This window comes from Janthinobacterium sp. HH106 (genome assembly GCF_001758725.1).
Lineage (GTDB): Bacteria > Pseudomonadota > Gammaproteobacteria > Burkholderiales > Burkholderiaceae_D > Janthinobacterium.
Genome location: NZ_LRIC01000026.1, coordinates 1 through 25560, shown reverse-complemented (window position 1 = coordinate 25560; position 25560 = coordinate 1). Strand labels below are relative to the sequence as shown.

Annotated in this window: 20 protein-coding genes; 13 read left to right on the top strand and 7 right to left on the bottom strand. The window is 67.5% G+C overall.

The annotated features are described in order from the left end of the window. Positions 1-8: 8 nt before the first annotated feature. Together JAB8_RS11945 and JAB8_RS11940 are read left to right on the top strand one after the other, a co-directional pair. On the top strand, positions 9-3149 hold the full coding sequence (locus JAB8_RS11945; RefSeq protein WP_070289656.1) for a multidrug efflux RND transporter permease subunit: 3141 nt from the start codon (positions 9-11) through the stop codon (positions 3147-3149). Beyond that, entirely contained in the window at positions 3146-4609 is a 1464-nt protein-coding gene (locus JAB8_RS11940) for a TolC family protein (RefSeq protein ID WP_070289655.1), read from the top strand. The genes JAB8_RS11945 and JAB8_RS11940 overlap by 4 nt, the downstream gene beginning before the upstream one ends. Here JAB8_RS11940 and JAB8_RS11935 read toward each other — a convergent pair. Together JAB8_RS11935 and JAB8_RS11930 are read right to left on the bottom strand one after the other, a co-directional pair. Beyond that, positions 4596-5501 carry a LysR family transcriptional regulator gene (locus JAB8_RS11935; RefSeq protein ID WP_070289654.1) on the bottom strand — a complete coding sequence of 302 codons (906 nt, stop codon included), beginning with the start codon at positions 5499-5501 and terminating at the stop codon, positions 4596-4598. The genes JAB8_RS11940 and JAB8_RS11935 overlap by 14 nt on opposite strands. A 6-nt stretch (positions 5502-5507) precedes the next feature. Continuing rightward, positions 5508-6956: a M20/M25/M40 family metallo-hydrolase gene (locus tag JAB8_RS11930; protein ID WP_070289653.1), complete on the bottom strand. Its 1449-nt coding sequence runs from the start codon at positions 6954-6956 to the stop codon at positions 5508-5510. 175 nt (positions 6957-7131) lie between these two features. Between JAB8_RS11930 and JAB8_RS11925 the strand changes: the two genes are divergently transcribed. The 3 genes from JAB8_RS11925 (at position 7132) to JAB8_RS11915 (ending at position 9323) form a co-directional block, all read left to right on the top strand. After that, entirely contained in the window at positions 7132-7662 is a 531-nt protein-coding gene (locus tag JAB8_RS11925; protein ID WP_070289652.1) for a GNAT family protein, read from the top strand. Between the two features lie 120 nt (positions 7663-7782). Further along, complete coding sequence (locus JAB8_RS11920; protein ID WP_070289651.1) at positions 7783-8229, top strand: glycine zipper domain-containing protein; 447 nt, start codon at positions 7783-7785, stop codon at positions 8227-8229. 143 nt (positions 8230-8372) lie between these two features. Then, positions 8373-9323, top strand: coding sequence for a protein phosphatase 2C domain-containing protein (locus JAB8_RS11915; RefSeq protein ID WP_070289650.1), 951 nt, complete (start codon positions 8373-8375; stop codon positions 9321-9323). On the opposite strand, the gene JAB8_RS11910 is transcribed toward JAB8_RS11915, so the two are convergent. Next, complete coding sequence (locus tag JAB8_RS11910) at positions 9304-9723, bottom strand: DUF2177 family protein (RefSeq protein ID WP_070289674.1); 420 nt, start codon at positions 9721-9723, stop codon at positions 9304-9306. The genes JAB8_RS11915 and JAB8_RS11910 overlap by 20 nt on opposite strands. 152 nt (positions 9724-9875) lie before the next feature. Here JAB8_RS11910 and JAB8_RS11905 point away from each other — a divergent pair, with 152 nt between their 5' ends. The 6 genes from JAB8_RS11905 to JAB8_RS11880 all read left to right on the top strand — a co-directional run bounded on the left by JAB8_RS11905 (position 9876) and on the right by JAB8_RS11880 (position 17760). After that, positions 9876-10727, top strand: coding sequence for a class I SAM-dependent methyltransferase (locus JAB8_RS11905; protein WP_070289649.1), 852 nt, complete (start codon positions 9876-9878; stop codon positions 10725-10727). 227 nt (positions 10728-10954) lie between these two features. Next, entirely contained in the window at positions 10955-12568 is a 1614-nt protein-coding gene (locus tag JAB8_RS11900) for an FHA domain-containing protein (RefSeq protein WP_254679504.1), read from the top strand. Positions 12569-12966: 398 nt separating this feature from the next. Continuing rightward, positions 12967-13566 (top strand): metal-dependent hydrolase, encoded by a 600-nt coding sequence (locus JAB8_RS11895; RefSeq protein WP_070289647.1) that lies wholly within the window; start codon positions 12967-12969, stop codon positions 13564-13566. Between the two features lie 109 nt (positions 13567-13675). Next, positions 13676-14194 carry a sigma-70 family RNA polymerase sigma factor gene (locus tag JAB8_RS11890; protein WP_070289646.1) on the top strand — a complete coding sequence of 173 codons (519 nt, stop codon included), beginning with the start codon at positions 13676-13678 and terminating at the stop codon, positions 14192-14194. Next, positions 14194-15162: a FecR domain-containing protein gene (locus tag JAB8_RS11885; protein ID WP_070289645.1), complete on the top strand. Its 969-nt coding sequence runs from the start codon at positions 14194-14196 to the stop codon at positions 15160-15162. Before JAB8_RS11890 ends, JAB8_RS11885 begins: the two co-directional genes overlap by 1 nt. Positions 15163-15276: 114 nt before the next feature. Then, positions 15277-17760 carry a TonB-dependent receptor gene (locus tag JAB8_RS11880; RefSeq protein WP_070289644.1) on the top strand — a complete coding sequence of 828 codons (2484 nt, stop codon included), beginning with the start codon at positions 15277-15279 and terminating at the stop codon, positions 17758-17760. Positions 17761-17766: 6 nt separating this feature from the next. Here the strand turns inward: JAB8_RS11880 and JAB8_RS11875 are convergent, their stop codons facing one another. The 4 genes from JAB8_RS11875 to JAB8_RS30145 form a co-directional block, all read right to left on the bottom strand. Then, complete coding sequence (locus JAB8_RS11875) at positions 17767-18654, bottom strand: pirin family protein (RefSeq protein WP_070289643.1); 888 nt, start codon at positions 18652-18654, stop codon at positions 17767-17769. Beyond that, positions 18651-19049: an OsmC family protein gene (locus JAB8_RS11870; RefSeq protein ID WP_070224653.1), complete on the bottom strand. Its 399-nt coding sequence runs from the start codon at positions 19047-19049 to the stop codon at positions 18651-18653. The genes JAB8_RS11875 and JAB8_RS11870 overlap by 4 nt, the downstream gene beginning before the upstream one ends. A 159-nt stretch (positions 19050-19208) precedes the next feature. Further along, positions 19209-21521, bottom strand: a complete 2313-nt coding sequence (locus JAB8_RS11865) for an SUMF1/EgtB/PvdO family nonheme iron enzyme (protein WP_070289642.1) — start codon at positions 21519-21521, stop codon at positions 19209-19211. Between the two features lie 19 nt (positions 21522-21540). Beyond that, entirely contained in the window at positions 21541-23874 is a 2334-nt protein-coding gene (locus tag JAB8_RS30145) for a hypothetical protein (protein WP_070289641.1), read from the bottom strand. Between the two features lie 299 nt (positions 23875-24173). Between JAB8_RS30145 and JAB8_RS11855 the strand changes: the two genes are divergently transcribed. Both JAB8_RS11855 and JAB8_RS29900 read left to right on the top strand, forming a co-directional pair. Continuing rightward, positions 24174-24419: a hypothetical protein gene (locus JAB8_RS11855; RefSeq protein ID WP_070289640.1), complete on the top strand. Its 246-nt coding sequence runs from the start codon at positions 24174-24176 to the stop codon at positions 24417-24419. Between the two features lie 188 nt (positions 24420-24607). Then, the gene (locus tag JAB8_RS29900) at positions 24608-25306 is read left to right on the top strand and encodes a YXWGXW repeat-containing protein (RefSeq protein ID WP_254679503.1); all 699 of its coding nucleotides are present in this window, start codon (positions 24608-24610) and stop codon (positions 25304-25306) included. Positions 25307-25560: the final 254 nt, after the last annotated feature.

The following is a 25560-nucleotide window of genomic DNA, read 5'->3' as shown; positions in this document are numbered from 1 at the left end:
GAGCAAGCATGCGTTTCTCCCAATTTTTCATCCGCCGTCCCGTGTTTGCCATCGTGCTGTCGATCCTCATCACCCTGGTGGGCGCGGTGTCGGCCATGCGCCTGCCGATCTCGGAGTTTCCCGAGATCGTGCCGCCCACGGTGACGGTGAAGGCCAGCTATCCTGGCGCCTCGGCGCAGGAAATCGCCGATACGGTCGCCGCGCCGATCGAACAGGAAATCAACGGCGTCGACGGCATGCTCTACATGTCCTCGCAATCGGTGGGCGACGGCAAGCTGACCATCAGCGTGGTGTTCAAGCCGGGCACCGACATCGAACAGGCGCAGTCGCTGGTGCAGAACCGCGTGGCGGTGGCCGAAGCGCGCCTGCCCGACGCCGTGCGCCGGCTGGGTCTGGCCGTCAAGAAGGCCTCGCCCGACCAGCTGATGGTAGTGCTGTTCGATTCGCCGAAAGGCACGCGCGACCAGCAGTACATCTCCAACTTCATCGGCACCGCCGTCAAGGACCAGCTGGCCCGCATCGAAGGCGTCGGCGACATCTACACGCGCGGCGCGCGCGACTTCTCGATGCGCATCTGGCTCGATCCGGCGCGCGTGGCCTCGCTGGGCCTGAGCGCGCCGGAAGTGATCGCGGCGGTACGGCAAGCCAACTCGCAGGTCGCCGCCGGGGTATTGAACCAGCCGCCCGGCGGCAGCGATGGCGCCTACCAGGTGCAGGTGCAGGCGCAAAGCCGCTTGCGCGACGTGGCCGAATTCGAGGCCATCATCGTCGCCGCCCATGCCGACGGCGGCGTGGTGCGCCTGCGCGACGTGGCGCGCGTCGAGATGGGCGCGCAGGATTACGCGGAAAGCGGCTTCGTCGACAACCGCACGGCCATCGCGCTGAGCATCAGCCTGCTGCCCGGCTCGAACGCGCTGGCCACCGGCGACCGCGTGCTGGCGCTGCTGGCCAAAATGGAAGCCGATTTCCCGCAGGACGTCGCCTACCATGCCTATTACAATCCGACGGAATTCATCCGTTCCTCGATCGACAAGGTGCGCGACACCATCTTCGAGGCGGCACTGCTGGTGTGCCTGGCCATGCTGCTGTTCCTCGGCTCGTGGCGCGCCGCCATCATTCCCATCCTGGCCATTCCCGTGTCCCTGGTCGGCACGTTCACGGTGCTGGCCGCGATGGGCTATTCCCTCAATACCCTGTCGCTGTTCGGCCTGGTGCTGGCGATCGGCATCGTCGTCGATGACGCCATCGTGGTGGTGGAAAACGTCGAGCGCCACATGGAGGACGGCATGAGACCCGTCGCCGCGGCGCAGCGCAGCATGAACGAGGTGGGCTTCGCGCTGGTCGCCATCGCGCTGGTGCTGGTGGCCGTGTTCGTGCCAACGGCCTTCATCGATGGCATCTCCGGCATGTTCTACCGCCAGTTCGCCGTCACCATCGCCGCCTCCACCGTGATCTCGGCACTGGTCTCGCTGACGCTGTCGCCGGCCCTGGCCGCGCTGCTGCTCAAGCCGCAGCACGATGCCAACAGCCTGGGCGCGCGCTGGATGGCCATCTTCAACCGCGGCTTTTCCCGCCTGACGGGCGGCTACGTGCAACTGACCGGGCGCATCCTCTCGCGGCGCTGGCTGATGCTGCCCGTGTATCTCGTGCTGGCGGGTCTGACCCTGTGGCGCCTGGACGCGACGCCGCGCGGCTTCGTGCCGCAGTTGGACCGCGGCTATGCCATCGTCTCGATCCAGCTGCCGGCCGGCTCGACCCTGGCGCGCACCAGCGCAGTGGTGCAGGACGTCACGGCACGCCTGATGAGCCACCCCGGCGTGGCCCACACGGCCGCCTTCGTCGGCACCGACGGCGCCACGTTTACGTCGGCGCCCAACACGGCCGTCATCTTCACCATGTTCAAGGACTTCGGCGCGCGCGCCAGCAGTGGCCTGGACGGGCCGGCCATGCTGGGCGCCCTGCGCGGCAAGCTGGCGCCCATCAGCGCGGCGCGCGTGATGGTGATACCGCCGCCTTCCGTGCGCGGCATCGGCACCGGCGGCGGCTTCAAGCTGATGCTGCGCGACACGGGCGGCCTGGGACCGCAAGCCTTGCAGGCGGCCGCGCGCGGCATCGCCGAGGAAGCGGGGAAACTGCCCTCGGTGACGGGCGCCTTCACGCCGTTCAACGCCATGAGCCCGCAGATCAAGGTTGAACTGGACAGCACCAGGGCCGAATACCTGGGCGTGCCGCCGCTGCGCATCAACGAGACCCTGCAAAGCTACCTGGCACCCGTGTTTGTCAACGACATGAACCTGATGGGCCGGGTCTGGCGCGTCACCGCACAGGCGGACGCGCCCTACCGGCGCAGCGTGGCCGACCTGGCCGCACTCAAGACGCGCACCGCCAGCGGCGACATGGTCCCGCTGGGCAGCGTGGCCACCTTCAGCGAAGGAACGGCGCCGTTCCGCGTGCCGCGCTACAACCTGTATCCTGCCGCCGAAATCCAGGGCAGCACCAGGCCCGGCTACTCGACGGGGCAGACCATCGCCGCGATGGAAGAACTGCTCAAGGCGCGCCTGCCGGCCGGCTTCGACTACGAGTGGACGGAACTGGCGCTGCAGGAAAAACACGCGGGCGCCAGCACCGGCATGGTGCTGGGACTGGCCGTTCTGCTCGTGTATCTGCTGCTGGCGGCCCTGTTTGAAAGCTGGCTGCTGCCCCTGTCCGTCGTGCTGATCGTGCCCAGCTGCGTGCTGGCCACGCTGATCGGCGTGTCGTGGCGCGGCCTGGACAACAACGTGCTGACGCAGATCAGCATCGTGGTGCTGATCGGCCTGGCCGCCAAAAACGCCATCCTGATCGTCGAATTCGCGCGCCAGGCGATGGCGGCCGGCGCCGATGCGCGCGCAGCGGCCATCGCCGCCGCCCGCACGCGCTTGCGTCCCATCCTGATGACGTCGCTGGCTTTCCTGCTGGGTGCGATACCGCTGATGCTGTCTTCCGGTGCGGGCGCGGAGATGCGCCAGTCGATGGGCACGGCCGTCTTCGCCGGCATGCTGGGCGTGACCTTGTCGGGCCTGTTGTTTACACCCTTGTTTTTCACCTTGCTGAGCAGGCGCCGCGCGGCGCCGGCCACGCACACGGTCGCGCTGGGAGAAGCCGCATGATCCGCATGACACACCTGAACACGCGCCGCGCCGCGCCGCTGCTGGCGGCGGCCATGCTGGCCCTGGCCGGCTGCAGCGCCGGCACGCCCACGGCGACGCGGGCGCTCGATCCGGCGCAACTGTCTGCCCTGCCCTCAGCGGGCGGCCCGAAACTGCAGGCCGGCGCGCCGCCGGCGCTGTGGTGGCAGGCACTGGGCGATGCCAGCCTGGAGCAGCTGGTCAAGCGCGCCTGGCAAGACAACTACGACGTGCGCATCGCCGCCGCGCGCCTGGCCAGCGCCCGCGAGTTCGCGCAGGCCGCGCGCGGCGCCCGCCTGCCGGCGGTGGATCTCGACGCCCAGGCCGGACGCGCGCGCCTGGCGGCGATCGAGAGCCGCGGCGGCCAGCCGCACATCGCCTCGCCGCTGCAGTGGAGCGCCGTCTTCAGCTGGGAGCTCGACCTGTTCGGCCGCGTGCGCCACAGCATCACCGCTGCCGAGGCATCGTCGGACGAGCGCGCCGCCGTGCGCGACGATGTGCGGCGCCTGATCCTGGCGCAGGTGGTGGACGCCTACCTGGTGCTGCGCGGCGCGCAGCAGATGCGCGCCAGCCTGCAGGAGCAGCTGTCGAACCAGTCCGGCACCCTGCAACTGGTGCGCGAGCGCGAAAGCGCGGGCCGCGCCGCGCCGGCCGAGCGCATGCGCGCCGAGGCGCAGATGCGCCTGGCCAGTGCCCGCCTGCCCAGCCTGAACGCCGAAGAACGCCTCGCGCGCAACCGGCTGGCGACGCTCACCGGACAGCGTCTCGATGCGCCGGAACTGGCGGCGCTCGACCAGCCGATGCCGCTGACGCTGCCGCAAACCTTGTTGACGGATGAGCCGGCTCACCTGCTGCTGCGCCGGCCCGACGTGCGCGCGGCCGAACGGGCGCTGGCAGCGGCCAGCGCGCGCGAAGGCGCCGCCATCGCCGAACGCTTCCCGCGCATCAGCCTGGGCGCGCTGTTTGGCGCCTCCGGCGTGGCCGGCGACTGGAATGGCGGCGATGCGGCGCGCTGGCAGGCGGGCGCCGCGTTTTCCCTGCCGCTGTTCGATGGCGGCACGCGCCGCGCCCGCGCCCGCGCGGCTGGGGCCGAAGTGCAGGCCGCGCAGGCCGGCTTCGACAAGGCGCTGGCGCTGGCGCTGGAGGAAACCGACAGCGCCATCGCGCAATGGGTGCAATTGCGCAGCCGCCAAGCGGAACTGCGCGAGGCGCACCGGCTGGCGCAGGAAAGCGCGCGCCTGGCGCGCGTGCGCTACCAGGAAGGCGCGGAAAGCCTGCTCGGCGTGCTCGAAGCGGAACGCATTGCGCTGGCCGCGCAGGAGCAGCTGGTGACGGCGCACCGCGACGTGGCCATCGCCACGGCGCGCGGCTACACGGCCATGGCCGGCGGCTTCGACGGGCCCGTGCAGCAGGCCGCTGCCGGCGCCATCAGCCGGCGCTGATCCGGGCCGCGCAGGCGTCGACCACGCAGCCGCGCAGCCAGCGGTGGGCGGGGTCGGCATCCATGCGCGGATGCCACATCAGCGACACGGTCAGGTCCGGCATGCCCAGCGGCAGCACAAAGCTGAACATGCCGGCACGCAGATTGCCCGTATGCCGTTCCGGCACGGTGGCGATCAGGTCGGAGCCGGCGGCCAGCGCCAGCGCCGCCGTGAAGCCGCCGACGATGCTGGCGATCGTGCGCTGCAATCCCAGCGCGGCCAGCGCGTCGTCCATCGGTCCCGTATCCTGGTCGCGCCGCGCCACCAGCACGTGCTGGCCGGCCGCATAGCGCTCGGCGCTGATCGCTCCTTGCGCCAGCGCATGGTCGCTGCGCACCACGCCCACGAAACGGTCGCCGAACAGCCTGCGCGTGCGCACTTCCGGGCTGGTGAGACTGCCGATCACGCCCGTTTCCAGGTCGATGCTGCCCTCGCGCAGCTGCACGCTTTCGCGGTCGAGCTTTTGCACGAAGCGCAGGCGCACGCCAGGCGCCTGCGCGCCGATATGCGCGAGCAGGGCCGGGCCGAAATTTTCCACGAAGCCGTCACTCGCACGCAGCGTGAACGTCTGCGCCAGCTGGCGCGGATCGAGCGCTTGCACCGGTCCCAGCACGGCCAGCGCCTCGCCCAGCAGGCGGCCCACCCGTTCGCGCAGCTCCAGCGCGCGCGGCGTGGGCACCAGTTCACGCCCGGCGCGCACCAGCAGCGGATCGCCGGTCGTCTCGCGCAGGCGCGCCAGGGCGCGGCTCATGGCCGATGGACTCAGACGCAAGCGCCGCGCCGCGCGCGTGACGCTGCCTTCGGCCAGCAGGACATCGAGGGTGATCAACAGGTTCAGATCGGGTAGCGACATTGGCGCTTACTCGCCCTGCTCCGGCGCGCGGCCGATCTCGCCGTCGATATTGGCCAGGAACCAGGCCAGCGACGCCATCAGCGCCACGTTGCGCTTGAGGTTATCCGGGTCGACCTTGTCCAGGGTGTCGGCCGGCGTGTGGTGGTAGTGGAAGTAGCTGTGGCTGTCGACGAGCGGCTCGAAACTGGGCACGCCGCCCGTTTCCAGGCGGTGCAGGTCGCCCGTGCCCAGCGCGTCGCGGCGCGTGAACACGTGCGCGCCCATCGGCAGCAAGGCAGCGCGCAGCGGTGCGAACAGTTTTTCCGACTTCGGCCCCACGCTGGCGAGGATGCCGAACGGGCGGCCAGCGCCGCTGTCCATCTCGATGGCCGCGTATTGTTTGCCGAGCGCCTGCTTGTGGGCCTCGAAGTAGGCCTGGCCGCCACGGCCGCCGTTTTCCTCGTTCATCCAGGCGATCACGCGGATGGTGCGGCGCGGGCGGTAGTCGAGCTTTTTCAAGGTTTCCACCACGCCCATGGCCGCCACGACGCCGGCGCCGTCGTCGTGCGCGCCCGTCGCCAGGTCCCAGGAATCGAGGTGGCCCGAGACCACCACCACTTCGCCGGCCTTGTCCGTGCCGGGCCAGTCGGCGATCACGTTGTAGCTGTCCGCTTCCGGCAGATTTTGCGGCGTCAGGGTCAGGTGCATTTTCAAGGGCCCGCGCGCGGCCAGGCGGCCGATCAGCAAGGCGTCTTCCACGGTGACGGCGGCGGCCGGAATGCGCTTGTTGTCGTCCAAGCCCGTGGCGCCCGCATGCGGGATGCGGAAGTTCGCGCCGCCGACCGAGCGCACCAGCGCGGCCGCCGCGCCCAGTTCCGCCGCCGCCTTCGGCCCGAGGAAGCGCGCGCGCGAACCCTGGCCGTAGGTAACGCCGGCCAGGCCCCGTTCGGCCATCTCCTGGTCGAATGGCGTGTCGATCAGCACGATGGCGCCCTTCACTTCCGGCGCGCGTGCCTTGAGTTCGTCCAGGCTCTTGACGATGATCACGGGTGCCGTCAGGCCGGCGGCCGCAGTGGCGCCCGAGCCGCCCAGGGCCGTGAGCACCACGCGCTGCGAGACACCCTGCGGACGGCCCGCATAGTCGACGATTTCCGCCGTTTCCACGCCGCGCACCCAGTGCGGCACTTTCACGGGCTGCAGGGTGACGGTGGCGCCCAGCTGGCGCATGGCGTCGGCCACCTGCTGCACGGCGGCGGCCGCGCCGGCGGAGCCGGACAGGCGCGGGCCGATCAGGTCCGTCATGTCGGCCAGGCGGGCGTAGGCCCAGTCGCTTTGCAGCGCCGTGTCGCGCACCTGCGCCAGCGCTTGCGGCGTATTGCCCGGTGCGGCGGCAAAGGCGCCGGCGCTGACGATGCAGCCAAGGGCGATGGATAAAACGGAACGGCGCAATGGCGCGCCAGTCAGGATGATTTGCATGTGATGTCAGTTCCAGTCAACGAGGTCGAAGCGGGTACGCCGTGGCCAGGGGCAAGGCGCGGCTGTCTACGATAGCGTATTTGTTCTGTCATTGCAGCAACTTTTACGGGACCGATTGCCTCTTGCCCCCAGAGTCGATTACCATGAAGATTCGTGATCGCTACCGGAAACCGACATGCTCAAGGGAACCCTCTGCACCATCCGGCATTTGCAGGCTGCCGACCTGAATACCTATATTTCCCTCGTCAACGACCTGCCCTCGCGCGGCGAGTTTTTCTCCATGCAATTCAAGTCGCCCGAGGCCATGCGGCGCGACTTCCTGCAATCGGGCTTTGTCACCGAAGACAGCGAATTGTTCCTCATCGAAGATCACTCACAGCACATCATCGGCACGATCACGCACTTCAAGAGCCGCACGCCAGCCTCGCGCGAAATCGGTTACCGCCTGTTCGACCGGCAGCGGGACGGGCGCGGCTACATCAGCGAAGCGACGGGCCTGGTGGTCGACTACCTGTTCAGCGCCTATCCGTATCACCGGCTCGAGCTGCTGATGGACCCGCTGAACATCGGCTCCGAGCGCATCGCGCAAAAGAACGGCTTTACCCAGGAAGGCTTGATACGCCAGGCTTTCTTTATCAACGGCGTGATGCGCGACGCCAAAATGTACAGCCTGCTTCGTCCAGAATGGCAGGCGCGCCGGCGCTGACTTGTTACCGCCCCGCCCCGATTGTAATAAGTTGTATTAGACGTGGAACAAGCTTGCGGCAGCAGATATAGTCCAGTTCATGCAGATCATTGTGATCTCGCCGGAATGGAAGGAAATGCCATGTTGAACAAGAAACTCCTGGGTGCGGTAATGGTAGCGGCAGTGGCTGTGTCTTCGGCCGCAGTCGCCGGTGACCGCGACTTCAATACCGTTGCAGGCGCCGTTGTCGGGGCGGCCATTGGCAACAGCACCGGCGGACGCAATGGTGCGATCGTCGGTGGCGTGCTGGGCGCCGCCGTCGGCAACAGCATCAGCACGAATGACCGCTACTACGACCGTGGCGGCTATCGCGGCGGCTACCGCGAAACCTATTACGCGCCTGCGCCGCAACCGGTGTACTACGCCCCGGCGCCGCAGCCCGTGTACTACGCGCCGCCACCGCGCTACTACGGCCCGCCGGCTGTCGTCTACGTGCAGCCGGGCCGCGGCTACTACCGCGACCATGGCCGCTACGACTACTATGACCGTGGCCACGGTCACGGCCACGGCTGGGGCCATCGCCGTTAAGCGACACCCGCCACCATATAAAACCTGCGCCAGCTTGCTGCCGCAGGTTTTTTTGCGAAACAGGCAAGGTATCGCCCCCGCACGATTTCGGCTAAGCTGTGTCCTACGATCAACATTGCTGGCCGCCTGGACCGCACCAACCGATGCATTTAATTAAAGACGCGCTCGACTTTGGCCCCTGGCTCGATGCCGCCGCCGGCACCAGCGTGGGCGCCGGCCCGATGCCCCGGCGCGAAAACCAGGACAACTTCCTGCTGATCGATGCCAGCGGCCATGCCGTCTGCCTGTCGCGGCAGGCGCCGTTCCACTGCCAGGTGCCGGGCTGGCCGCGCGGCCACGTGCGTGCCGCCGTGCTCGACGGCATGGGCGGCCACGGCCTTGGGCGCGAAGCGGCGGAAGCGGCCGTGCAAGGCTTGCTGACCATACCCGCCTGCCTCGACACGGCCAGCCTGGCAGCCAAACTCGACCAGTTGCACACGCGCTTGCAGGATACCTTCGCCAGGACGGCGCCAGCCCAGGCCCGCCCGCCGGGCACCACCCTGACCTTGCTGGAAGTGCCGCCCGGCGAAGCGCCGCTGCTGTATCACGTGGGCGATTCGCGCCTGTATGAAATTGCCGACGGGGTTGCCAGCATCCTCACCGTCGACCACGTGCCGGCCACCGTGTACGCCATGCGCGGCGCGCTCGACGAGACGCGCTGGCGCGCCGCCGTGCACGGCGAGCACCATCCGCAAATCTCGCAGGCCTTTATTTTAGGCAACGCCATCAGCGACAGCTTGCAGCTCGACAAGCCCTTGCGCGGCCTCGATGCGGCCACCTTGCCGCCCTTCCTCGCGCACCTGGGCGACCGCCGCGTGCTGCGCGTGCGTCCCGGCGCCCACTATCTGTTGGCCAGCGACGGTTTCTGGGCCTGCGAAGATCCGCTCGCCCTCACCGCCCGCTGGCCCGCCTTGTGTGCCGGCAAGACTGCGGCTCAGGCCGTCAGCGACCTGTTCGACGACTTCCTCTTGCATCCGCCAAAAGGCTTGTATAGCGATAACATTACCGTGGTGGCGCTGCGCTTCGATGCGGCATTCACCGTCCCAGGCGGCTAGCAGCCAGGTAGCCGGCCGTGGCCGACACGGCCGACAGCACGGTGCCCCACGCCATGTCGATCGCCGTCAAGGCCAGCGGCCAGCCGCGCAAGGTCGCATAGTTGCTCAAATCATAGGTGCCGTAGGCAAGCAGCCCCAACAGCGCGCCCAGCGCCGCCGCCGTGCGTCCGCGGCGCGCCCGCAAGCCGGGCAGGATGGCAAAGACCAGCAGTCCGGCCACGTACAGCAGATAAAACAACACGGCCGGCGCCCAGCGGGGCGTGTCCGCCAGCAAAGGGCCCAGCGCCGCGGCGTACACGGGTTTCATCAGCACCGCCAGCCACAGGGCGTCGATGGCCAGAAATACGCACAAGGCGGCGCCATAGGCAATGGCAAGCTGGAACGGGCGTTGGGCAGGCATGGTCATCTTTCGGCGTCAGGCGGCGTTGAGGGCAACAGTTGCGCCAGCATAATGCAAAATGCCGCCACGCTCACGACAGCCTGTATAAATTGAACCATGCCCGTGGCGCGCGGTCTGACGAAAGGACCTCTCCAACGTCACAGGAGCATGCCATGAGCAACACCATTCCTACACCGCAGGCCGGCGCCGCTGGCGCGCCCGACTACGCCGCCATCAAGCAGCGCCAGCAAGCAGGCTGGGCCAGTGGCGACTTCGCCGTCATCGGCGTGACCCTGCAGCCGGTCGGCGAGTCGCTGGCCGAGGCTGCCGACATCCGCGCCCACGAAGACGTCATCGACATCGCCGCTGGCAACGGCAACGCCACCCTGGCGGCGGCGCGCCGCTTTGCCCGCGTCGTCTCCACCGATTATGTGCCGGCGCTGCTGGACAAAGGCCGCGCGCGCGCCGAAGCGGAAGGGCTGGCCGTGACCTTCCGCGTGGCCGACGCCGAAGCCCTGCCCTTCGCCGATGCCAGTTTCGACGCAGCCCTGTCGACCTTCGGCGTCCTGTTCACGCCCGACCACAGGCGCGCGGCCAGCGAAATGCTGCGCGTGCTGCGTCCCGGCGGACGCATCGGCATGGCCAACTGGACCCCGGACGGCTTTATCGGGCAACTCTTCAAGACCATCGGCAAATATGTGCCGCCCCCGGCGGGCGTGGTGTCGCCGGCCCGCTGGGGCGAGGAAGCGTATGTGCGCGACCTGTTCGGCCAGGCGGCAGAGCAGGTGCACAGCCAGCGCAAGGTCTTCAATTTCCGCTACGCCTCCGCTCACCACTGGGTGCAGGTCTTCCGCGATTATTACGGCCCCGTCCACAAGGCCTTTGCCGCGCTGGACGCACCTGGCGCCGAGGCGCTGGAGCAGGAGCTGTTCGCCCTGCTCGAACGCCTGAATACAGCGGGCACTCACTCGCTGGTGGTGCCGGGCGAGTATCTGGAAGTCATCGTCAGCAAACAGCGCAGCTGAACGCAGCTGGACTGGCGATATCAAAATAACATATCTGGAAAGACATAAAATGTGTTTTTTAGCAATAGTTTCCATGACATGTATGGCAAGGTGTGACCAAGGGGATGAATTTGGGCAAAAAGAGCGCATTCAAGCGCCGCGAAAGTTGCCAAGCAGGCGCAAAAGCGCGTAAGCTCTCATGTAGAACAGAGGGCGCAATGTCCCCGCTCGATTCGAGTCAGAATGTCATGAAAAAATGCAGCAACCCGGAGCACCCGCACTGTACGTTCTGGGTCTTGCCTGGGGAAACAGTCTGCGCGGGCAACCACCCGCAAGCGACGAATGCCCCCAGCAGCTACGACCTGTTGACCGCACTGCGCAGCGCCCGTTCCGAACCATCGGCAACGGCGCTTCCGCACGCCCGTGCGCATGATGCCGGGCTGCGCGATGCGGTGATACGCGATGCTGCTCAAGCGGTGACCAGCCTGACCAACCCCATGCCAGCCTCGCCCCCCGCCAGCCTGCCGGCATTTACCCCAGTGCCCGCCGCACAGCCGGCCACTACGCCCGCCTACCAGCCGATACATGCCCACCTGCACATCAGCGGCTTCGATCCCCGCGCGGCAGGCGGACGGCAAACCCTGAAAATGGAATTGCGCGGCATGAGCGCCGCCTGCGCGCCGCAGCTGACCTTGCGCCTGCGCTCGGACCTGATCCCGCGCGGCGCCGTCCAGCATGATTTCGTGCGCACCACGCGCGGCGACTGGCGCCCCGTATTTGTCGAGTTTTCCTCGCGTAACAAGGAGCACGGGCAATACCAGATCGAGGTCGAAGTGCACAGCCACGTCGACGGCGCCGTGGCGCAGAAATGGGTATGCACGTTTGTCATCCTCGTACCGCGCCGCGACGCCACCCTGACGGAAATCCACCAGATTTTCCTCAGCACGCACAAGAACGTGCGCGTGATGGCCGACGACGCCTCGATTGCCCGCGTGACGGGCGGCGACGGCTGCAACCTCGACGTCACGGCGCGCAATGCCGGCATCGCCCACGTGGATTTGTCGGCGCCGCAAGGCAAGATCGACATGGGTTTTACCACCATCGCCTGGGACGAGGAATTGATCGAAGTCGACCTGCCCGCCGCCAGCCACTGCCATCCGCACCCGAGCCAGGCTGCCTGCCTGGTCAATGCGGCGCCGGAAGCGGGCGAGCAGCGCCAGATCCGCCTGTTCGCGCTGGAAGAATGCATGCTGGGACGCTTCGAGCTGGTGGACCCCGAAGCCGATGTGCTGCTCAGCCATTTCAGCCCCGACGGCCAGGACAACAACGGCTTGACGCGCCGCCTGTCGGGCCGCCACGCCATCATCCGGCGCAGCCAGCAAGGCTTTGAAATCGAAGACGTGTCGCGCTACGGCATGCTGCTCGACGGCGTATGGCCCGGCAAGCACAAACCCGTGCCCCTGCGCCTGGGCATGCGCATCGAATTGTCCGCCAGCATTAAGGGCATCGTCGTGCTCAGCGTCACGGCCATCCTCGCGCACGGCGTGATCCTGCACCGCATCGACCACGGCGCCCGCGCCGAGTGTTTTTACCTGCTGCTGCCCGACACCCAGCCCACGCCGGCCAGCCACCTGGCCACGCCGCAGGCCGGCTGCCTTCCCGTGCTGTTCCACCGCAACGGCGGTTTCTGGCATCTGGACACGGCCAGCGGCAAGGAAACCGCGCTGGCCCCGGCCACGGCGCTCGACAAGCTCAGCGGCTTCGCGCGGCACAACCGCTTCGCCAGCGAACCGTATCCGGAATGCTGGATCATCCGCACCGAAGGCGCGGCGCTGTGCGATAGCACCATGCAAACTGCATAAGAACACTGTTGTAAATCTGCAGTTATCCGCAAGGCACTAGCGTGGTATCAGTACGAGAAAAATCATCGACAATCCCAGAATAAACACCGCTTCCAGCGTAAACACGATGGCGGGAATCTGCAATTCGCGCGGGATTTTCATGGCGACACCTCTTAAAACGTAAGACTGCTTTCAGCATAGCGCGCCCTGCGCCAAATACATTATCAGCCGCACAACATACTTGACCGGCCGGCATCAGGCGCCGAGTCCGCCATCACGTCCATCCCGACACACAATTTAACAAATTATCGACAGATATTCCGCAAATAGCCCACAGCGACGCCCTTTCGTACTGTATATTCATCCAGTTAATATCCATAACATTTCACAAAGCGCCTGCGCGGCGTTTTACATTTCCTATGGCTTCCAACAAAGCGCATCATGCGACCGGTTGGGCTGCCGGCGTGATCGCCGCGGCCCTCGTCGCGCACGCTGGCGCCGGCGGCCCCTATCAAGTGCTGAGCATGCTCGCCTTTGTAATGGGGGCGCTGGGCGGCACGGCGCCGGACCGGCTGGAAGTGGCCTGGTGGGCGCGCACGCACAAGCTGTGGATCACGCACCGCACGTGGACGCACTGGGGCCTGGCCTGGATCGCCCTGCTCGTCTACACGTATCTGCAATTGCCGTACCACCTGTGGGCGCCGCCCCTGTTCGGCTTTGCCGCCGGCGGCATCATGCATCTGCTGGCCGACTGGCCCAATCCGCTGGGGGTGCCGTGGATTTTCCGCCGCCACTCGCTGCGCTGGTGGAAAAGCGGCCGCCACGACATCATCGTCATCATCGCCGCCTGGCTGGCCGCCACCATCGTGGCCGACCATGTGTTTTTCGACGGTATCCACTGGCAGCGCACCGTGCTGGCGTTCGACGGCCTGCTGCGCTGGTCCGCTACTGCCCTGCAGCAAGCCTGGGCGGATCTGCAACAGTGGCAGGAACGCTGGCGCCTGGGAGACGGACAGTAATTGACGCCGCCCGCATGGCAATGTGATAATGAGTATCATTCTCAAACAGCCCAGCCAGCCGGCACCCCGCGTTCCGTCAGCCCAGCCCATCCCTTGCCTGGAGAACGCAGTGAGTACCGTCAGTCCCACCCATGCCAGCCACCTGAGCACCTTGTACAGCGAACACCATGGCTGGCTGTATGGCTGGCTGCGCGGCAAGCTGGGCAACCGCGCCGAGGCGGCCGACCTGGCGCAGGACACTTTTTTACGCCTGCTGGGCAAGCGCGAGGTGGCACCGCTGGCGCCGCTGCGCGAGCCGCGCGGCTACCTGGCGACCATCGCGCGCGGCTTGCTGATCGACCGCTACCGGCGCCAGGCGCTGGAACAGGCCTATCTGGAAGCGCTGGCCCAGCAAGCCGAGCCGATATCGATCTGCGCCGAAACGCACGCCATCATCATCGAAACCCTGCTCGCCATCGACCGCCTGCTCGACCGCCTGGGCGCGCGCACGCGGGCCATCTTCCTGCTGGCGCAAATCGAAGAACTGAGTTACGTGGACATCAGCCGGCGCCTCGGCGTATCCCTGCCCACCGTGAAAAAGCACCTGGTGCGCGCCTACACGGAATGCCTGATGCTGGCGGCCGGCTGATGTTTTCCCCTTCCACCCCGCAGTCAGCGCCCATCCCCCGCAAGGTGCTGGCCGCCGCCGCCCATTGGCATGTGGAACTCCAGTGCGGCAGCGCCGACCCGGCCGCCCTGCAGGCATGGCGCGACGCCAGCGCCGAGCATGACCGGGCCTGGGCGCTGCTGCAACGCATGGACGGCCAGCTGGCCATCATACCGCCGGCGCTGGCAATTCCTGCCCTGCAGGCGGCGCAGCAGCGACGGCGCAGCGCCGCGAAAGTGCTGGCCATGCTGGTGGCGGCCGGCGGCGGCATCATGCTGGGCCAGGCGGGCTTGCAGTCCGCCCCCTGGCAAGCGTGGACGGCGTCCTTGCGCACGGTGCCGGGCCAGCGCCGCCACGTGGCGCTGGCCGATGGCGGGCAGATGGAGATGAATACGGACAGCGCCGTCGACGTCGATTACAGCGCCGCGCGCCGCCGCATCCGCCTGCATCACGGCGAAGTCATGGTCACGACGGCGCCCGATGCGCGCCCCTTCCTCGTCGACACACCGCACGGCGTGATCCGCGCGCTGGGCACGCGCTTCGGCGTGCGCTGCGATGACGGTGGCAGCGTCGTCAGCGTCTTCGAACACGCCGTGGAAGTACGCGGCGCGGCGCGCCCGGACGCCGTGCGTCGCCTGGAAGCGGGGCAGCAGCTGCGCTTTGGCGGCACCGGTCTGGAAGCCGTGCTGGCCATGCCCGCGCACCAGGACAGCTGGCTGCGCGGCATGCTGGTGGCGGCAGACTGGCCGCTGCAACGGCTGGTGCAGGAACTGTCGCGCTACCGGCGCGGACGCCTGGCCTGTGACGCAAGCGTGGCGAAACGCCCCGTCACGGGCACTTACCGGATCGACGATATCGACGCCGTGCTGGAAAGCCTGTGCGCCTCGCACGGACTGCAAGTGACCTACTTCACGCGCTACTGGGCCACGGTGGCGGCCCGTTCAAGCTAATTATTTTCAGTTTTTTTTGCGCCAGGGGTTGGTGTTTCGCTGCGCTGCTTCGGCTTGACAGGTAAGAAGCCGATTCATCCACCATAGCCCTTACCCTGAGCAGAAAGACCGAGCATGCACCTGACCACCCCCGTCCTCCATCCCGCCGCGCGCGCCATCCGCCTGGCCGTCCTCGCCATGGCGTGCGCCGCCCCCGCCGCCTTTGTCGCCGCGCCCGCGCTGGCGCAAGGCCAGGCCGCCGCTTCAAGCGCTGCGCCGCAAGCCTACGCCATTGCGGCCGGCCCGCTGGCCACCGCTTTGAACGATTTTGCCGTCGCCGCCGGCGTCAGCCTGTCGACCGATCCCGCGCAGACGCGCGGCCTGCGCTCGCCCGGCGTGCGCGGCAGCCACAATGTGGCGCAGGGCTTTGCCCAGGTATTGGCCGGCAGCGGCCTGGAAGCGGTGCAGCTGCCGAACGGCGCCTACGTGCTGCGCCAGGCGGCGCCCTCCTCCGCGCCGGCGGCCGGCGTGGAAAAGACCATGGCGCCCGTGGTCGTGAACGCCAGCATGGAGCGCGACCCCGTCAGTGAACACAGCAACTCGTATGCGGCGCGCGCCGTCACCGTCGGCAAGGGCGTGCAGACCTTGCGCGAGATTCCCCAGTCCGTCAGCGTCGTCACGCGGCAAAAGATGGATGACCAGAACCTCAACACCATCGACGCCGTGCTGGCCAACACCACCGGCATCACCATGTACGACAGCCCCATGGGCGGACGCTATGTGTATTCGCGCGGCTTCATGGTCGACACGTACCAGTTCGACGGCGTCAACCGCGCCATGTACTACCCGCAGGCGAACAGCTTCACCAGCAATACGGCCATGCTCGATCGCGTGGAGATCGTGCGCGGCGCCACGGGCCTGCTGCAGGGCACGGGCTCGCCGGGCGCCGCCATCAACATGGTGCGCAAGCGTCCGCTGGCGGAAAAGCAGGTGCAGCTGGCACTCAGCGCGGGCCGCTGGAACGACGTGCGCGGCGAAGTCGATGTCACCGGCCCCTTGAACGAATCGGGCAGCATCCGCGGCCGCGCCGTGGCCGCGCATGACCAGCGCGATTATTTTTATGACGTGGCCGACAGCCGCACGGACGTGCTGTACGGCGTGCTGGAATTCGACCTGGCGCCGGGCAGCAAGCTGACGACGGGCGCCAGCTACGAAAAACTGCACGCGACGCCCTTCTTTTCCGGCATGCCGCGCTACCGCGACGGCAGCGATCCGAAACTGCCCCGCGAGACTTTCCTCGGTGCCGACTGGAACCGCTGGGCTAGCCGCCAGACGGCCGTCTTCGCCGAATTCGAGCACCACTTCGACGCCGACTGGTCGCTCAAGGCCAGCGCCAACTACACGCGCGAGCGGCATGACGTGAAATACATGTTCAGCCAGGGCGCGATCGACCCCGCCACCCTGGCCGGCATGATGATGTATGGCGGCGTGTTCGACTACGGCAGCACTAACAAGGGCCTCGACCTGTCGCTCGACGGTAAATTCAACGCCTTTGGCCGCCGCCACGGCTTCAGCGCCGGCATCAGCACGAACCGCCTGGAAAGCGACAGCGATTTTAGTCTGGCCCTGCTGCAGCAAGCGAACAATCCGCTGCAGCCGAATCACGGCGTGGCCGAACCGAGCGACGCCTGGTTCCGCGAACACAGCTACCGGGGCGACCCCAGCGTAACAAAAATGACGCAGACGGGCGCCTACGGCGTGGCCCGTTTCAGCGTCAGCGATCCGCTCACCGTGGTGGCGGGGGCCCGCGTGTCGAACTACAAATGGAGCAGCGTGTACCGCGACACGGGCGAGGTGTACATCGACCCGTACCGCGAAAACGGCGTCGTCACGCCGTATGGCGGCGTGATCTACGCATTCGACAAGCGCTGGTCCGGCTACGCCAGCGTCTCCGACATCTTCCAGCCGCAAAACCAGCGCACGGCCGATGGCGCCCTGCTCGACCCGCTCAAGGGCCGCAACCTGGAAGTGGGCGTCAAGGGTGAACTGTTCGACGGCAAGGTGAACACCTCGCTGGCGCTGTTCCGCATCGAGCAGCGCAACCGCGCGGAACTCGACCTGGCCAATACCTGCTCCAGCGGCACGGAGTGCTATTTCTCGACGGGCAAGGTGCGCAGCGAAGGCCTCGATGCGGAAATCAGCGGCGAAGTGGCGCCGGGCTGGCAGCTGTTCGCCGGCTACACGCTGAACAATTTCAAGTACCTGGAGCAGACGTCGAACGCGGGCGTGATGTTCGCCAGCACCTACTCGCCGCGCCACATGCTGCGCACGTGGAGCGACTACCGCCTGCCCGGCGCCTTGCAGCAGTGGAGCGTGGGCGGCGGCGTGAACTTCCAGACGGAGAGCTCGCGCGTCACGCGCGACGTGACCGTGGCGCAAGGCGCGTATGCCTTGTGGAGCGCGCGCGCCGCGTACCAGATCGACCGCAACTGGACGGCATCGCTGTCCGTGACGAACTTGCTCGACAAGCGCTACTACCAGACGGTGGGCGCGCCGGCCTGGGGCAATTTCTATGGCGAGCCGCGCAAGGCGCAACTGACCTTGCGCGCGCGCTTCTAAGCCAGCTTATGCCGGAGGACGCAATGGCGCCTTCGGCAACGGGATGAATTCCGTCTCGCCCGGCACTTGTCCCATGCGCTGGGCGCTCCAGTCGTCGGCCGCCTGCGACAGGCGCTCCTTGCTCGACGAGACGAAATTCCAGAACAGGTAGCGGTGGCCGTCCAGCGGTTCGCCGCCGATCACGACGAACTTCACCGGCCCGCCGCCTGTCGTCACGACAGGCGCCTTACCCTCCTCCAGCAAGGCCATGGTGTGTGGCAGCAGCGCCACGCCGTCGACCAGCACCTCCCCGCTGATCGGATAGATCGCCGCTTCCGCCGGCAAGTCCTCCAGCCGCAACTCGCGCCCCGCCTGCAGCGCCACGTCCAGGTACAGCGTGGGCATGTAGGTGCGCACGGGCGAAGTCTGGCCAAACGCCGTGCCAATGAGGACTTTCACCACGGCGCCATCGAGCGTCACGACGGGAATGTCGGCCTGCGGCGTGTGCGTGAAACTCGGCGCATCTTCCTCGTGCGCCTTTGGCAGCGCGGCCCACAGCTGCAAGCCGTGCGTGCGGTGCGGCTGCCCGGCCAGGTCGTGCGGCGTGCGCTCCGAATGCACGATGCCGCGCCCGGCCGTCATCCAGTTGATGGCGCCCGGTTCGATGCGCTGGCAGGAGCCGATGCTGTCGCGGTGGTCGATCGCGCCCTCGAACAGATAAGTGACGGTGGCCAGGCCGATATGCGGATGCGGGCGCACGTCGTGGTTGGCGTCGGGCGCCACATCGATGGGGCCGAAATGGTCGAAGAAGATGAAGGGGCCGACGGCCTGTTTTACTGCGGAAGGCAGCAGGCGCCGCACGATGAAGCCGCCGCCCAAGTCCTTCTCGTGGCTTTTCAGGATGGCCGCGCTCATGCCAGCACCGTCGTGATTTCCGTGGTGACGGCCGTCATCAGCTTGTGGATCGGGCATTTGCCGGCCACGGCCAGCAATTCCTGGCGCTGCGCATCCGTCAGTTCGCCCGTCAGGTGCAGGGTGGCGGCCAGGCGGTACACGCCCTTGCGCTCGTCGCTGGCATCGCGCTCGGTCGACACTTCCACGTGTTCCAGCGCGATGCCCTTGTGTCTGGCGTACCAGACGACGGTGAGCGCCTTGCAGGCCGACAGGGCCGCGTCGTACAAGTCGTGCGGCGAAGGGCCGGCGTCGCCGCCGCCCTCCTCCACCGAGGCGTCGGCGGAAATGATGTGATCGCGCACGTGCACGATGTGGCGCATGGGTTGCGACTGGTCGCGGATGGCTTTGATGGTCATGGCGTTCCTTGGTGCGTTTGGAAAGCCACAATTTACACCGTTTGCCCGCTTGGCGCAGCCCGCTCTCCTGCTACCTGGTCATATGATACGGAAGACGGCGTCGGCCATCAGCGCCATTTCTTCCGGGTCCGGCGCAACGACGCCAGGCGCCGTACTTGCCTAATCGAGCGTGCGCGCCACGCGGAAGCCCACGATGTCGTTCGACAGCACGGTGGAAAAACCGTTGCGCAGGGCCGAGCGCAGGTAGCGCGGGTGGTACAGCCACGAGCCGCCGCGCAGGATGCGCCGGCTGCTGTCGCTGCCCTCTTCCCATGCGCTGCCGTCGACGGGCGCACCTTCGTAATTGTCGTGCACCACGTCCTGCACCCATTCCCACACATTGCCATGCATGTCGAACAGGCCCCAGGAATTCGGCGCGAAGGTGCCCAGCGGGCTGGTGCCGCCCCGGTACACGCCGCGCGGGCCGCCGTTGTACACATACAGACCGTCGTAGTTGGCTTGCTCGGTGCTGATCGTGTCGCCCACGTTGAAGGCCGTGCGCGTGCCGGCGCGGCAAGCGTATTCCCATTCCGCTTCGCTGGGCAGGCGGTACTGGCGGCCCGTGCGCTCGCTCAGCCACGCCAGGTACAGCTGCGCGTCATTCCAGCTCACGCCCACCACCGGGTGCTGGTCGTTCTGCACGAAGCCGGGATTGTCCCAGTCCGTCTCGGAACCGCCCGCCCAGCCGGTCGCCTTGACGAAGGCGCGCCATTCGCCCACGCTGACAGGATGCCGGGCCAGCGCGAACGGGCGCGAGATGCCGACCCAGTGCTGCGGCATCTCGCGCTCGAGCCAGGCCTGTTGCGAGCCGGCCTGGATGGCGGCCTTGTGTTCCGTCTCGTGCGCGCCCATCTGGAAGCGGCCGCTGGGAATGAGCACCAGTTCCGGCCCCTGTCCCGAGCCATCGAGAAAATCGTCGCGCAAGACGCCTTCCGCATTGGGCACCGGTTCCACGTGGTCCGCTTCCGGCACAGGCGCGGAGGCCGGCGCCGGGACAGCGGCCGCGGCGGCGCGGCTGGCCTCTTCGCGGCGCGCGCGTTCCTGCTCGGCGCGGTAGGCCGCCTCCGCCTTGGCGACGATGGCCTTGCGCTGCAATTCCTGGTGTTCCTGCAAGGCGGTGGCGGCATCGGCTTCGCGGCGCGCGCGCAGCTGGCCGCGCAGCGCTTCCTTGCGCAGCTTGCGCGCCTCTTCCGCTTCGAAATGGCGCTGCGCCTCCTGCTCGCGGCGCAGTTTGTCCAATCGCTGCTTTTCCAGCGCGGCGGCCTGGATTTCCGCCTTCCGGCGCTGGTCCAGTTCTTCCTGGCGCGCACGTGCCTCTTTGAGCGCCGCCTCGCGGGCCTGTTCGGCGGCCAGCGCCGCCGCCTTTTGCTGCTGCGCCGCGCGCGCCTGCTGCTGGCGCGCCTGCTCCGCCAGTTCTTCGGGCGACGGCCCGGCCGCGCGCTCCAGGTTTTCCAGCAAGGCTTGCACCGATTGCGGACGCAATTCCGGCGTCAGCGAAAACCCGTTCTGCAGCACCTGCCACTGCTGCGCGTTGAGCGCTTGCGGCGCCGACGGCAGATGGCTGGCGCTGCGCGCGTCGTCGAACGGCATGCGCCCTTCGAGCATCTGGTAAATCATCACGGCCACCGCATACACGTCCAGGCGCGGGCTGGGCTGGCGCTGGTTGGCGCCGGCCTCGGGCGCCCGGTAGCCGTGCGTGCCCGCATTCGGCATGTCCAGCGCCAGGCTGCTGTCCGCATTGCGCACGCGCGAAGCGATGCCGTAATCGAGCAGCTTGACGTCGCCTTTCGCCGTCAGGAAGACGTTGCCCGGCTTGAGGTCGCGGTGCACCAGCTTGTGCTTTTCCCACGCATACGACAGGGCGTCGGCCACCGGCTGCAGCAGTTGCTGCACCGTGGACAGAGGCAGCGCGCCCTCGCGCGCCAGATAATGCTCGAGGTCTTCGCCATCGAGGCATTCCATGATGATGAAATAGCTGGCCGTGGCCGGGTCCTGCGCCCACTCGTAGACGCGCACGATGTTTTCATGCGCGAGCTTCCTCGCCTGGGTCGCTTCCTCGATCAGCAACTTGGCATGCGTGGCGCTTTGCGTCAGCTGCGGCGGCAAGATCTTCAGCGCCACCATTTCGCTGCTGCCCAGCTCCGCGTGCGTGGCCAGGTCGGTCGCTTGCCATACCTGCCCCATGCCGCCCGTGCCGATCAGCCGTTCGAGCCGGTAGCGGCGGTTCTGCGGGCCGATTTCCTGGCCCGTCATGAAGCCCAGCTCCGTGCCCTGGCGCACGGGCAACGGCGCGGCCACGGGAGCGGCGCCGGGCGGCGCGTACTCGGCGTCGAGGATGGCGTTCTTGCGGCGTTCAAATTCCTGCTCGCTGAGCAGCCCGTCGTCGTGGAGGGCGCGCAGTTCCCGCAGTTTGTCTCGTGCTTTTTGCATCATCTGGGGTGAAACGCTTCCATCAAGGCTGCAGGGCGACACCGCAGGCGGCGCAGAATTTATCTTCCGGGTGACCCGCGCGCTGCGCATGGCCGTTCTTGCAGCGGGCCGGCGCCGATGCCGGCGCGGCGGAAGCTGCACCAGGCTGCAGCGCCTGCGCCACGGCCACGCCCAGCTGCGCCTGCGCCGACAGGCCGTGCGCGTGCGCCGCGTTCTGCAGGTTGATCAGGTCGAGCTGCTGGCGCCGTTCGCGTTCCGCCTGGCCTTCCAGGTAGCTGCGCTCCTGCGCCACGCTGTCCTGCGCCATGCGCAGCGCGTCCAGCGGCGCGACGCTGTTCTCGGCCGCCGCCAGCGCCGCCAGCGCGTGAATCTGCTCGGCGCTCATGCCGGCCTGCAGCTGCACCTTGAGCACTTGCGCCAGCGCGGCCGCGTTCTGCCCGGCGGCCATGGCCACCTTGCCCGTATCGCTCAGCGAACCGATTTTCTCGATGCGGTCGATATCGATGCGCGCCAGTTCGGCCGCATGCGCTTGCTGCGCCAGCAACGCCTCATATTCTCCCTTCCAGCGCGCGTAATCGCTTTCGCGCTGCTGCGTCATGGCCAGCAAGTCGCGCTGCCACTGCGCTTCCTGTTCCAGCTGGCGCAGCTGCTGGCGCTGTTCCTCGATGGCCAGCGCGTCGAGCTGCGCCAGCTGCGATTGCTGCTGCAGCTGGCGCGCGTGCACGCCGTCGGCCTCGATGGTGCGCAGCAGCTTTTCCTGCTGCGCGACGGCCTCCTCGCGCGCGCCGCCGCGCCGCAGCGCCGCCACCTTTTCCGCGATCTCCGCCGCCTGCACCTGGGCCGCTTCATCCTTGTGCGCCTCGGCGCGCAGCAGTTCGCGCTGGCGCGCCAGCTGCATCTGGTCTTCCCACTCCTGTACCCGCTCGGCCTCGCGCTTGCGCGCCGCGTTGGCCAGCATCAGGCCCTGCCAGGCCGCCTGGTGCTGCTCCGCCTCCAGCTGCGCCTCGCGCTGGGCCGCATCCGCTTCCGCCTGGCGCAGGCGCGCCAGCTGGGTGCGGCGGCCCGTCTCGTCGTCGATCAGCAGCGCGCTTTCCACCTGCTGCGCGATCGACTGCAAATGCACCTGATGCGTAAAGCGCTGCTGCGCCATCTGGATCTGTTCGCGTCCGTGCAGCTGCGACAATTCCAGCTCGCTGCGCATCTTGATGGCGGCCAGCGCGCGCACGTGTTCCCAGTTGGCCGCCTCATCGGCGCGCTGGGCGCCCTTTTGCGCCAGTTCCTGTTCCAGCTCGCCCAGCGCCAGCGCGGCGCCATGGTCGAGCGCCTGGCGCCGCGACTTCGCTTCCAGGATGCGGCCATACAGGTCGATCTGGCGTCCGCGCAGCGCTTGCAGGCGCTCCGCTTCCTGATGGCCCAGCTCCGCCTTTTCCAGCGTCGCGTCCTGCCGCAGTTCGGCGCGCCGGTGCGCGTGGCGCGCCGCCAGTTCCTCGCGGCGGATGCGCTGCCATTCTTCCTCGTCATACAGCTGGTCTAGCTGCTTCATGCGCTCCAGGCTGTGCTGTTCCAGTTCCTGCGCCGGCAAGCCGCCCAGCCACAGGGTGCCGATGCTGGCGGCGGCATCGCCCTCGCCCGCGCGCTTGTCGTGCCGCAGACTCAGCGTTTCCACGCGCGCCACGGCCAGGCCGGACGGCGCCAGGCGCTGCGTCAGGGCCGATTGCAGGCGTTCGTTCAATTCGGGCCGCAGGTCGGCATTCGCGTCCATCTCGCGCAGCGCGCGGCTGCCGATGAATTCCAGCGCGATCTGGCGCACGGACGGCAGCAGCAAGGCGTGCAGGTGAGCGCGCGTGACGGCTCCCGGCGCGCGCATGAACTGGCGCGCGAACGCATCGGGCTGGCCCAGCGCGATGTCCACGCGCAGCGAGGCGGCGATGTTCAGCAGTTCCGTGCTGGCCAGGGCGGGCAGGTCGAATTCCAGGCCCACGGCGTCGGCGCGCGCGATCAGCACTTCGGCCGGGCGTGCCGGCAGCAGCGCGGGCAGGCGCGCAAAGAAGGCGGCGCTGTCGTAATCGCCGGCCGGTATCAAGGTGAAAGCGTCCGATTGCACGATCCAGGCGCGCGACTCGGCGGGCACCTGCAGGCGGCGTGCGGCGCTGCCAAACAGCGAGGACAGTTCGCGCACGCCAAAGAACAGGGCCAGTTGCCCATCAGCAAGATGCCATTGATTGGCATGCAGCACCGCGTCGCTGTCGGGAGCGCCCAGCGACAAGCCGCATTGCGCGCAATAGCCGGCGGCAGCGCCGTTCTTGTGCTCGCAGCGCGGGCAGCGGGCGCCGCCAAAACCAAACAATTGGAACATGTGTGACTCCTGATGAGAATGATTGCGTGCGCGCTGGCTACCGTAGCGATTCTAGCAGGAGCGCCGGCGGCGCACGCTACACCGCGCAGTATCAAATAATGCCACGCGGCAAGTACATTCATATGCACGGATACAGGGCTAATTAGGCCTCAATTCAAGCGGTCGCCCGCGCAGGCATTTCAGCGCCGTTTTTTTGCAGGCCATCCCGCCAAAACCACGGCTGGTCGCATGCGCATGGCGGGCCGGCGCGCGCTTGGCTACAGTGCATGCATACCCACCCGCCACCGAAAGGAACGATCATGAAAGCCTTGAAAAACATGGAAGCCATCTTCACCGTCGCCGTCGCCATCGCCTGCGGTGCCAGCTATGCCAGCTATGCCAGCTTCACCAGGCCACAGGCGGCAGAAACCGGCAATGCGGCGCAGGCGAACGCCATCCCCGTCGTCGTCGTCAGCGCCAAGCGCCTGACGGAACAGGAAAAGAAAATCTCGCTGATCGAGGAACGCCAGGCCTTGCTGGGCAACACCACCGCCAGCGCCCTGTGAGTCACCGATGCTGCCCCCACGCCGCCTGGCGCCAGTTTGAACACGACCGCGCCAGGCCGCCATTTGTATCGGCCACGGATACACGGACACACAGCATTGTGTCAATTGTAATAAGTTGAATCAAAGGCAAAAAACCGCCGGCAAGCGCCTATAGTCCATTTCACGCAATCACCGAAATGGAGCACATCATGAAACCCATCACACTCTACGCAGCAGCCATGCTTGCCATCAGCGCCGCAGCCTTCCTGCCCGCGCAGGCCATGGCACAGAATCAGCTCGGCGTCAGCATTGTCGTCGGCAACGCCCCGCCTCCGCCACGGTTTGAAAGCGTGCCGGCACCGCGCGCCGGCTATGTCTGGGCGCCAGGCTACTGGAACTGGGATGGCCAGCGCCATGTGTGGAACGACGGAGAATGGCTGCGCGAACGCGGCGGCAACCAGTACCGCCGCGCCGCCTGGATACAAGAGAACAACCGCTGGCGCCTGGACCGTGGCGGCTGGGTCGCCGCACAGGTGCAGCCGGTGCGCTATGACGACATCCGCATCGCCCCGCCGCCGCCGCGCCGCGAAGCCATCCCGCGCGCCCGCCACGGCTACGCCTGGGTGCCCGGCCACTGGGAATGGCGCAGCCAGCGCTACGCCTGGACGCCTGGCGTATGGATCGCCGAACGCCCCGGCTACGTGTATGCGCCGCCCGCCTGGAACCAGCGCGACGGCCGCTGGCAGATGGAGCAAGGCCGCTGGTCGCCACGCGGCCCGAACGGCGACCGCGACCACGACGGCATCCCCAACCGCTATGACCGCGACAACGGCAACCGCCACGACCGCGACGGCGACGGCGTTCCGAACCGCGACGACCGCCGTCCCGATAATCCCCATCGCAATTAATATGCAGCCGTAGTCCGGACAAGGCCACCCATCGCGGTGGCCTTGTCATTTTCCGGACACATCCGTGTATTAACATCGCGCGACGATCAATCACACTGCGCGAGAAAGATTCACGATGGCGATGGAAACTGCCGGTTTTACCTACGGCTCGGACACCTCGGGCCTGGTCTGGGGCTTCCTGTTTGGCCGCGAGGCGCAGCCGCTGGCGCTCGACTCGACGGCCGCGCTGGCCTGGCTGGCCGATGGCGCGGCGC

Bases quoted from the DNA above. Each gene is read 5' to 3' on its own strand.
- JAB8_RS11885 (WP_070289645.1), top strand. From the start codon at position 14,194: ATGTTTTCCCCTTCCACCCCGCAGTCAGCGCCCATCCCCCGCAAGGTG.
- JAB8_RS30145 (WP_070289641.1), bottom strand. From the start codon at position 23,874: ATGTTCCAATTGTTTGGTTTTGGCGGCGCCCGCTGCCCGCGCTGCGAG.
- JAB8_RS11945 (WP_070289656.1), top strand. From the start codon at position 9: ATGCGTTTCTCCCAATTTTTCATCCGCCGTCCCGTGTTTGCCATCGTG.
- JAB8_RS11865 (WP_070289642.1), bottom strand. From the start codon at position 21,521: ATGATGCAAAAAGCACGAGACAAACTGCGGGAACTGCGCGCCCTCCAC.
- JAB8_RS29900 (WP_254679503.1), top strand. From the start codon at position 24,608: ATGAAACCCATCACACTCTACGCAGCAGCCATGCTTGCCATCAGCGCC.
- JAB8_RS11900 (WP_254679504.1), top strand. From the start codon at position 10,955: ATGAAAAAATGCAGCAACCCGGAGCACCCGCACTGTACGTTCTGGGTC.
- JAB8_RS11915 (WP_070289650.1), top strand. From the start codon at position 8,373: ATGCATTTAATTAAAGACGCGCTCGACTTTGGCCCCTGGCTCGATGCC.
- JAB8_RS11940 (WP_070289655.1), top strand. From the start codon at position 3,146: ATGATCCGCATGACACACCTGAACACGCGCCGCGCCGCGCCGCTGCTG.
- JAB8_RS11895 (WP_070289647.1), top strand. From the start codon at position 12,967: ATGGCTTCCAACAAAGCGCATCATGCGACCGGTTGGGCTGCCGGCGTG.
- JAB8_RS11930 (WP_070289653.1), bottom strand. From the start codon at position 6,956: ATGCAAATCATCCTGACTGGCGCGCCATTGCGCCGTTCCGTTTTATCC.
- JAB8_RS11870 (WP_070224653.1), bottom strand. From the start codon at position 19,049: ATGACCATCAAAGCCATCCGCGACCAGTCGCAACCCATGCGCCACATC.
- JAB8_RS11935 (WP_070289654.1), bottom strand. From the start codon at position 5,501: ATGTCGCTACCCGATCTGAACCTGTTGATCACCCTCGATGTCCTGCTG.
- JAB8_RS11905 (WP_070289649.1), top strand. From the start codon at position 9,876: ATGAGCAACACCATTCCTACACCGCAGGCCGGCGCCGCTGGCGCGCCC.
- JAB8_RS11875 (WP_070289643.1), bottom strand. From the start codon at position 18,654: ATGAGCGCGGCCATCCTGAAAAGCCACGAGAAGGACTTGGGCGGCGGC.
- JAB8_RS11925 (WP_070289652.1), top strand. From the start codon at position 7,132: ATGCTCAAGGGAACCCTCTGCACCATCCGGCATTTGCAGGCTGCCGAC.
- JAB8_RS11880 (WP_070289644.1), top strand. From the start codon at position 15,277: ATGCACCTGACCACCCCCGTCCTCCATCCCGCCGCGCGCGCCATCCGC.
- JAB8_RS11910 (WP_070289674.1), bottom strand. From the start codon at position 9,723: ATGCCTGCCCAACGCCCGTTCCAGCTTGCCATTGCCTATGGCGCCGCC.
- JAB8_RS11855 (WP_070289640.1), top strand. From the start codon at position 24,174: ATGAAAGCCTTGAAAAACATGGAAGCCATCTTCACCGTCGCCGTCGCC.
- JAB8_RS11920 (WP_070289651.1), top strand. From the start codon at position 7,783: ATGTTGAACAAGAAACTCCTGGGTGCGGTAATGGTAGCGGCAGTGGCT.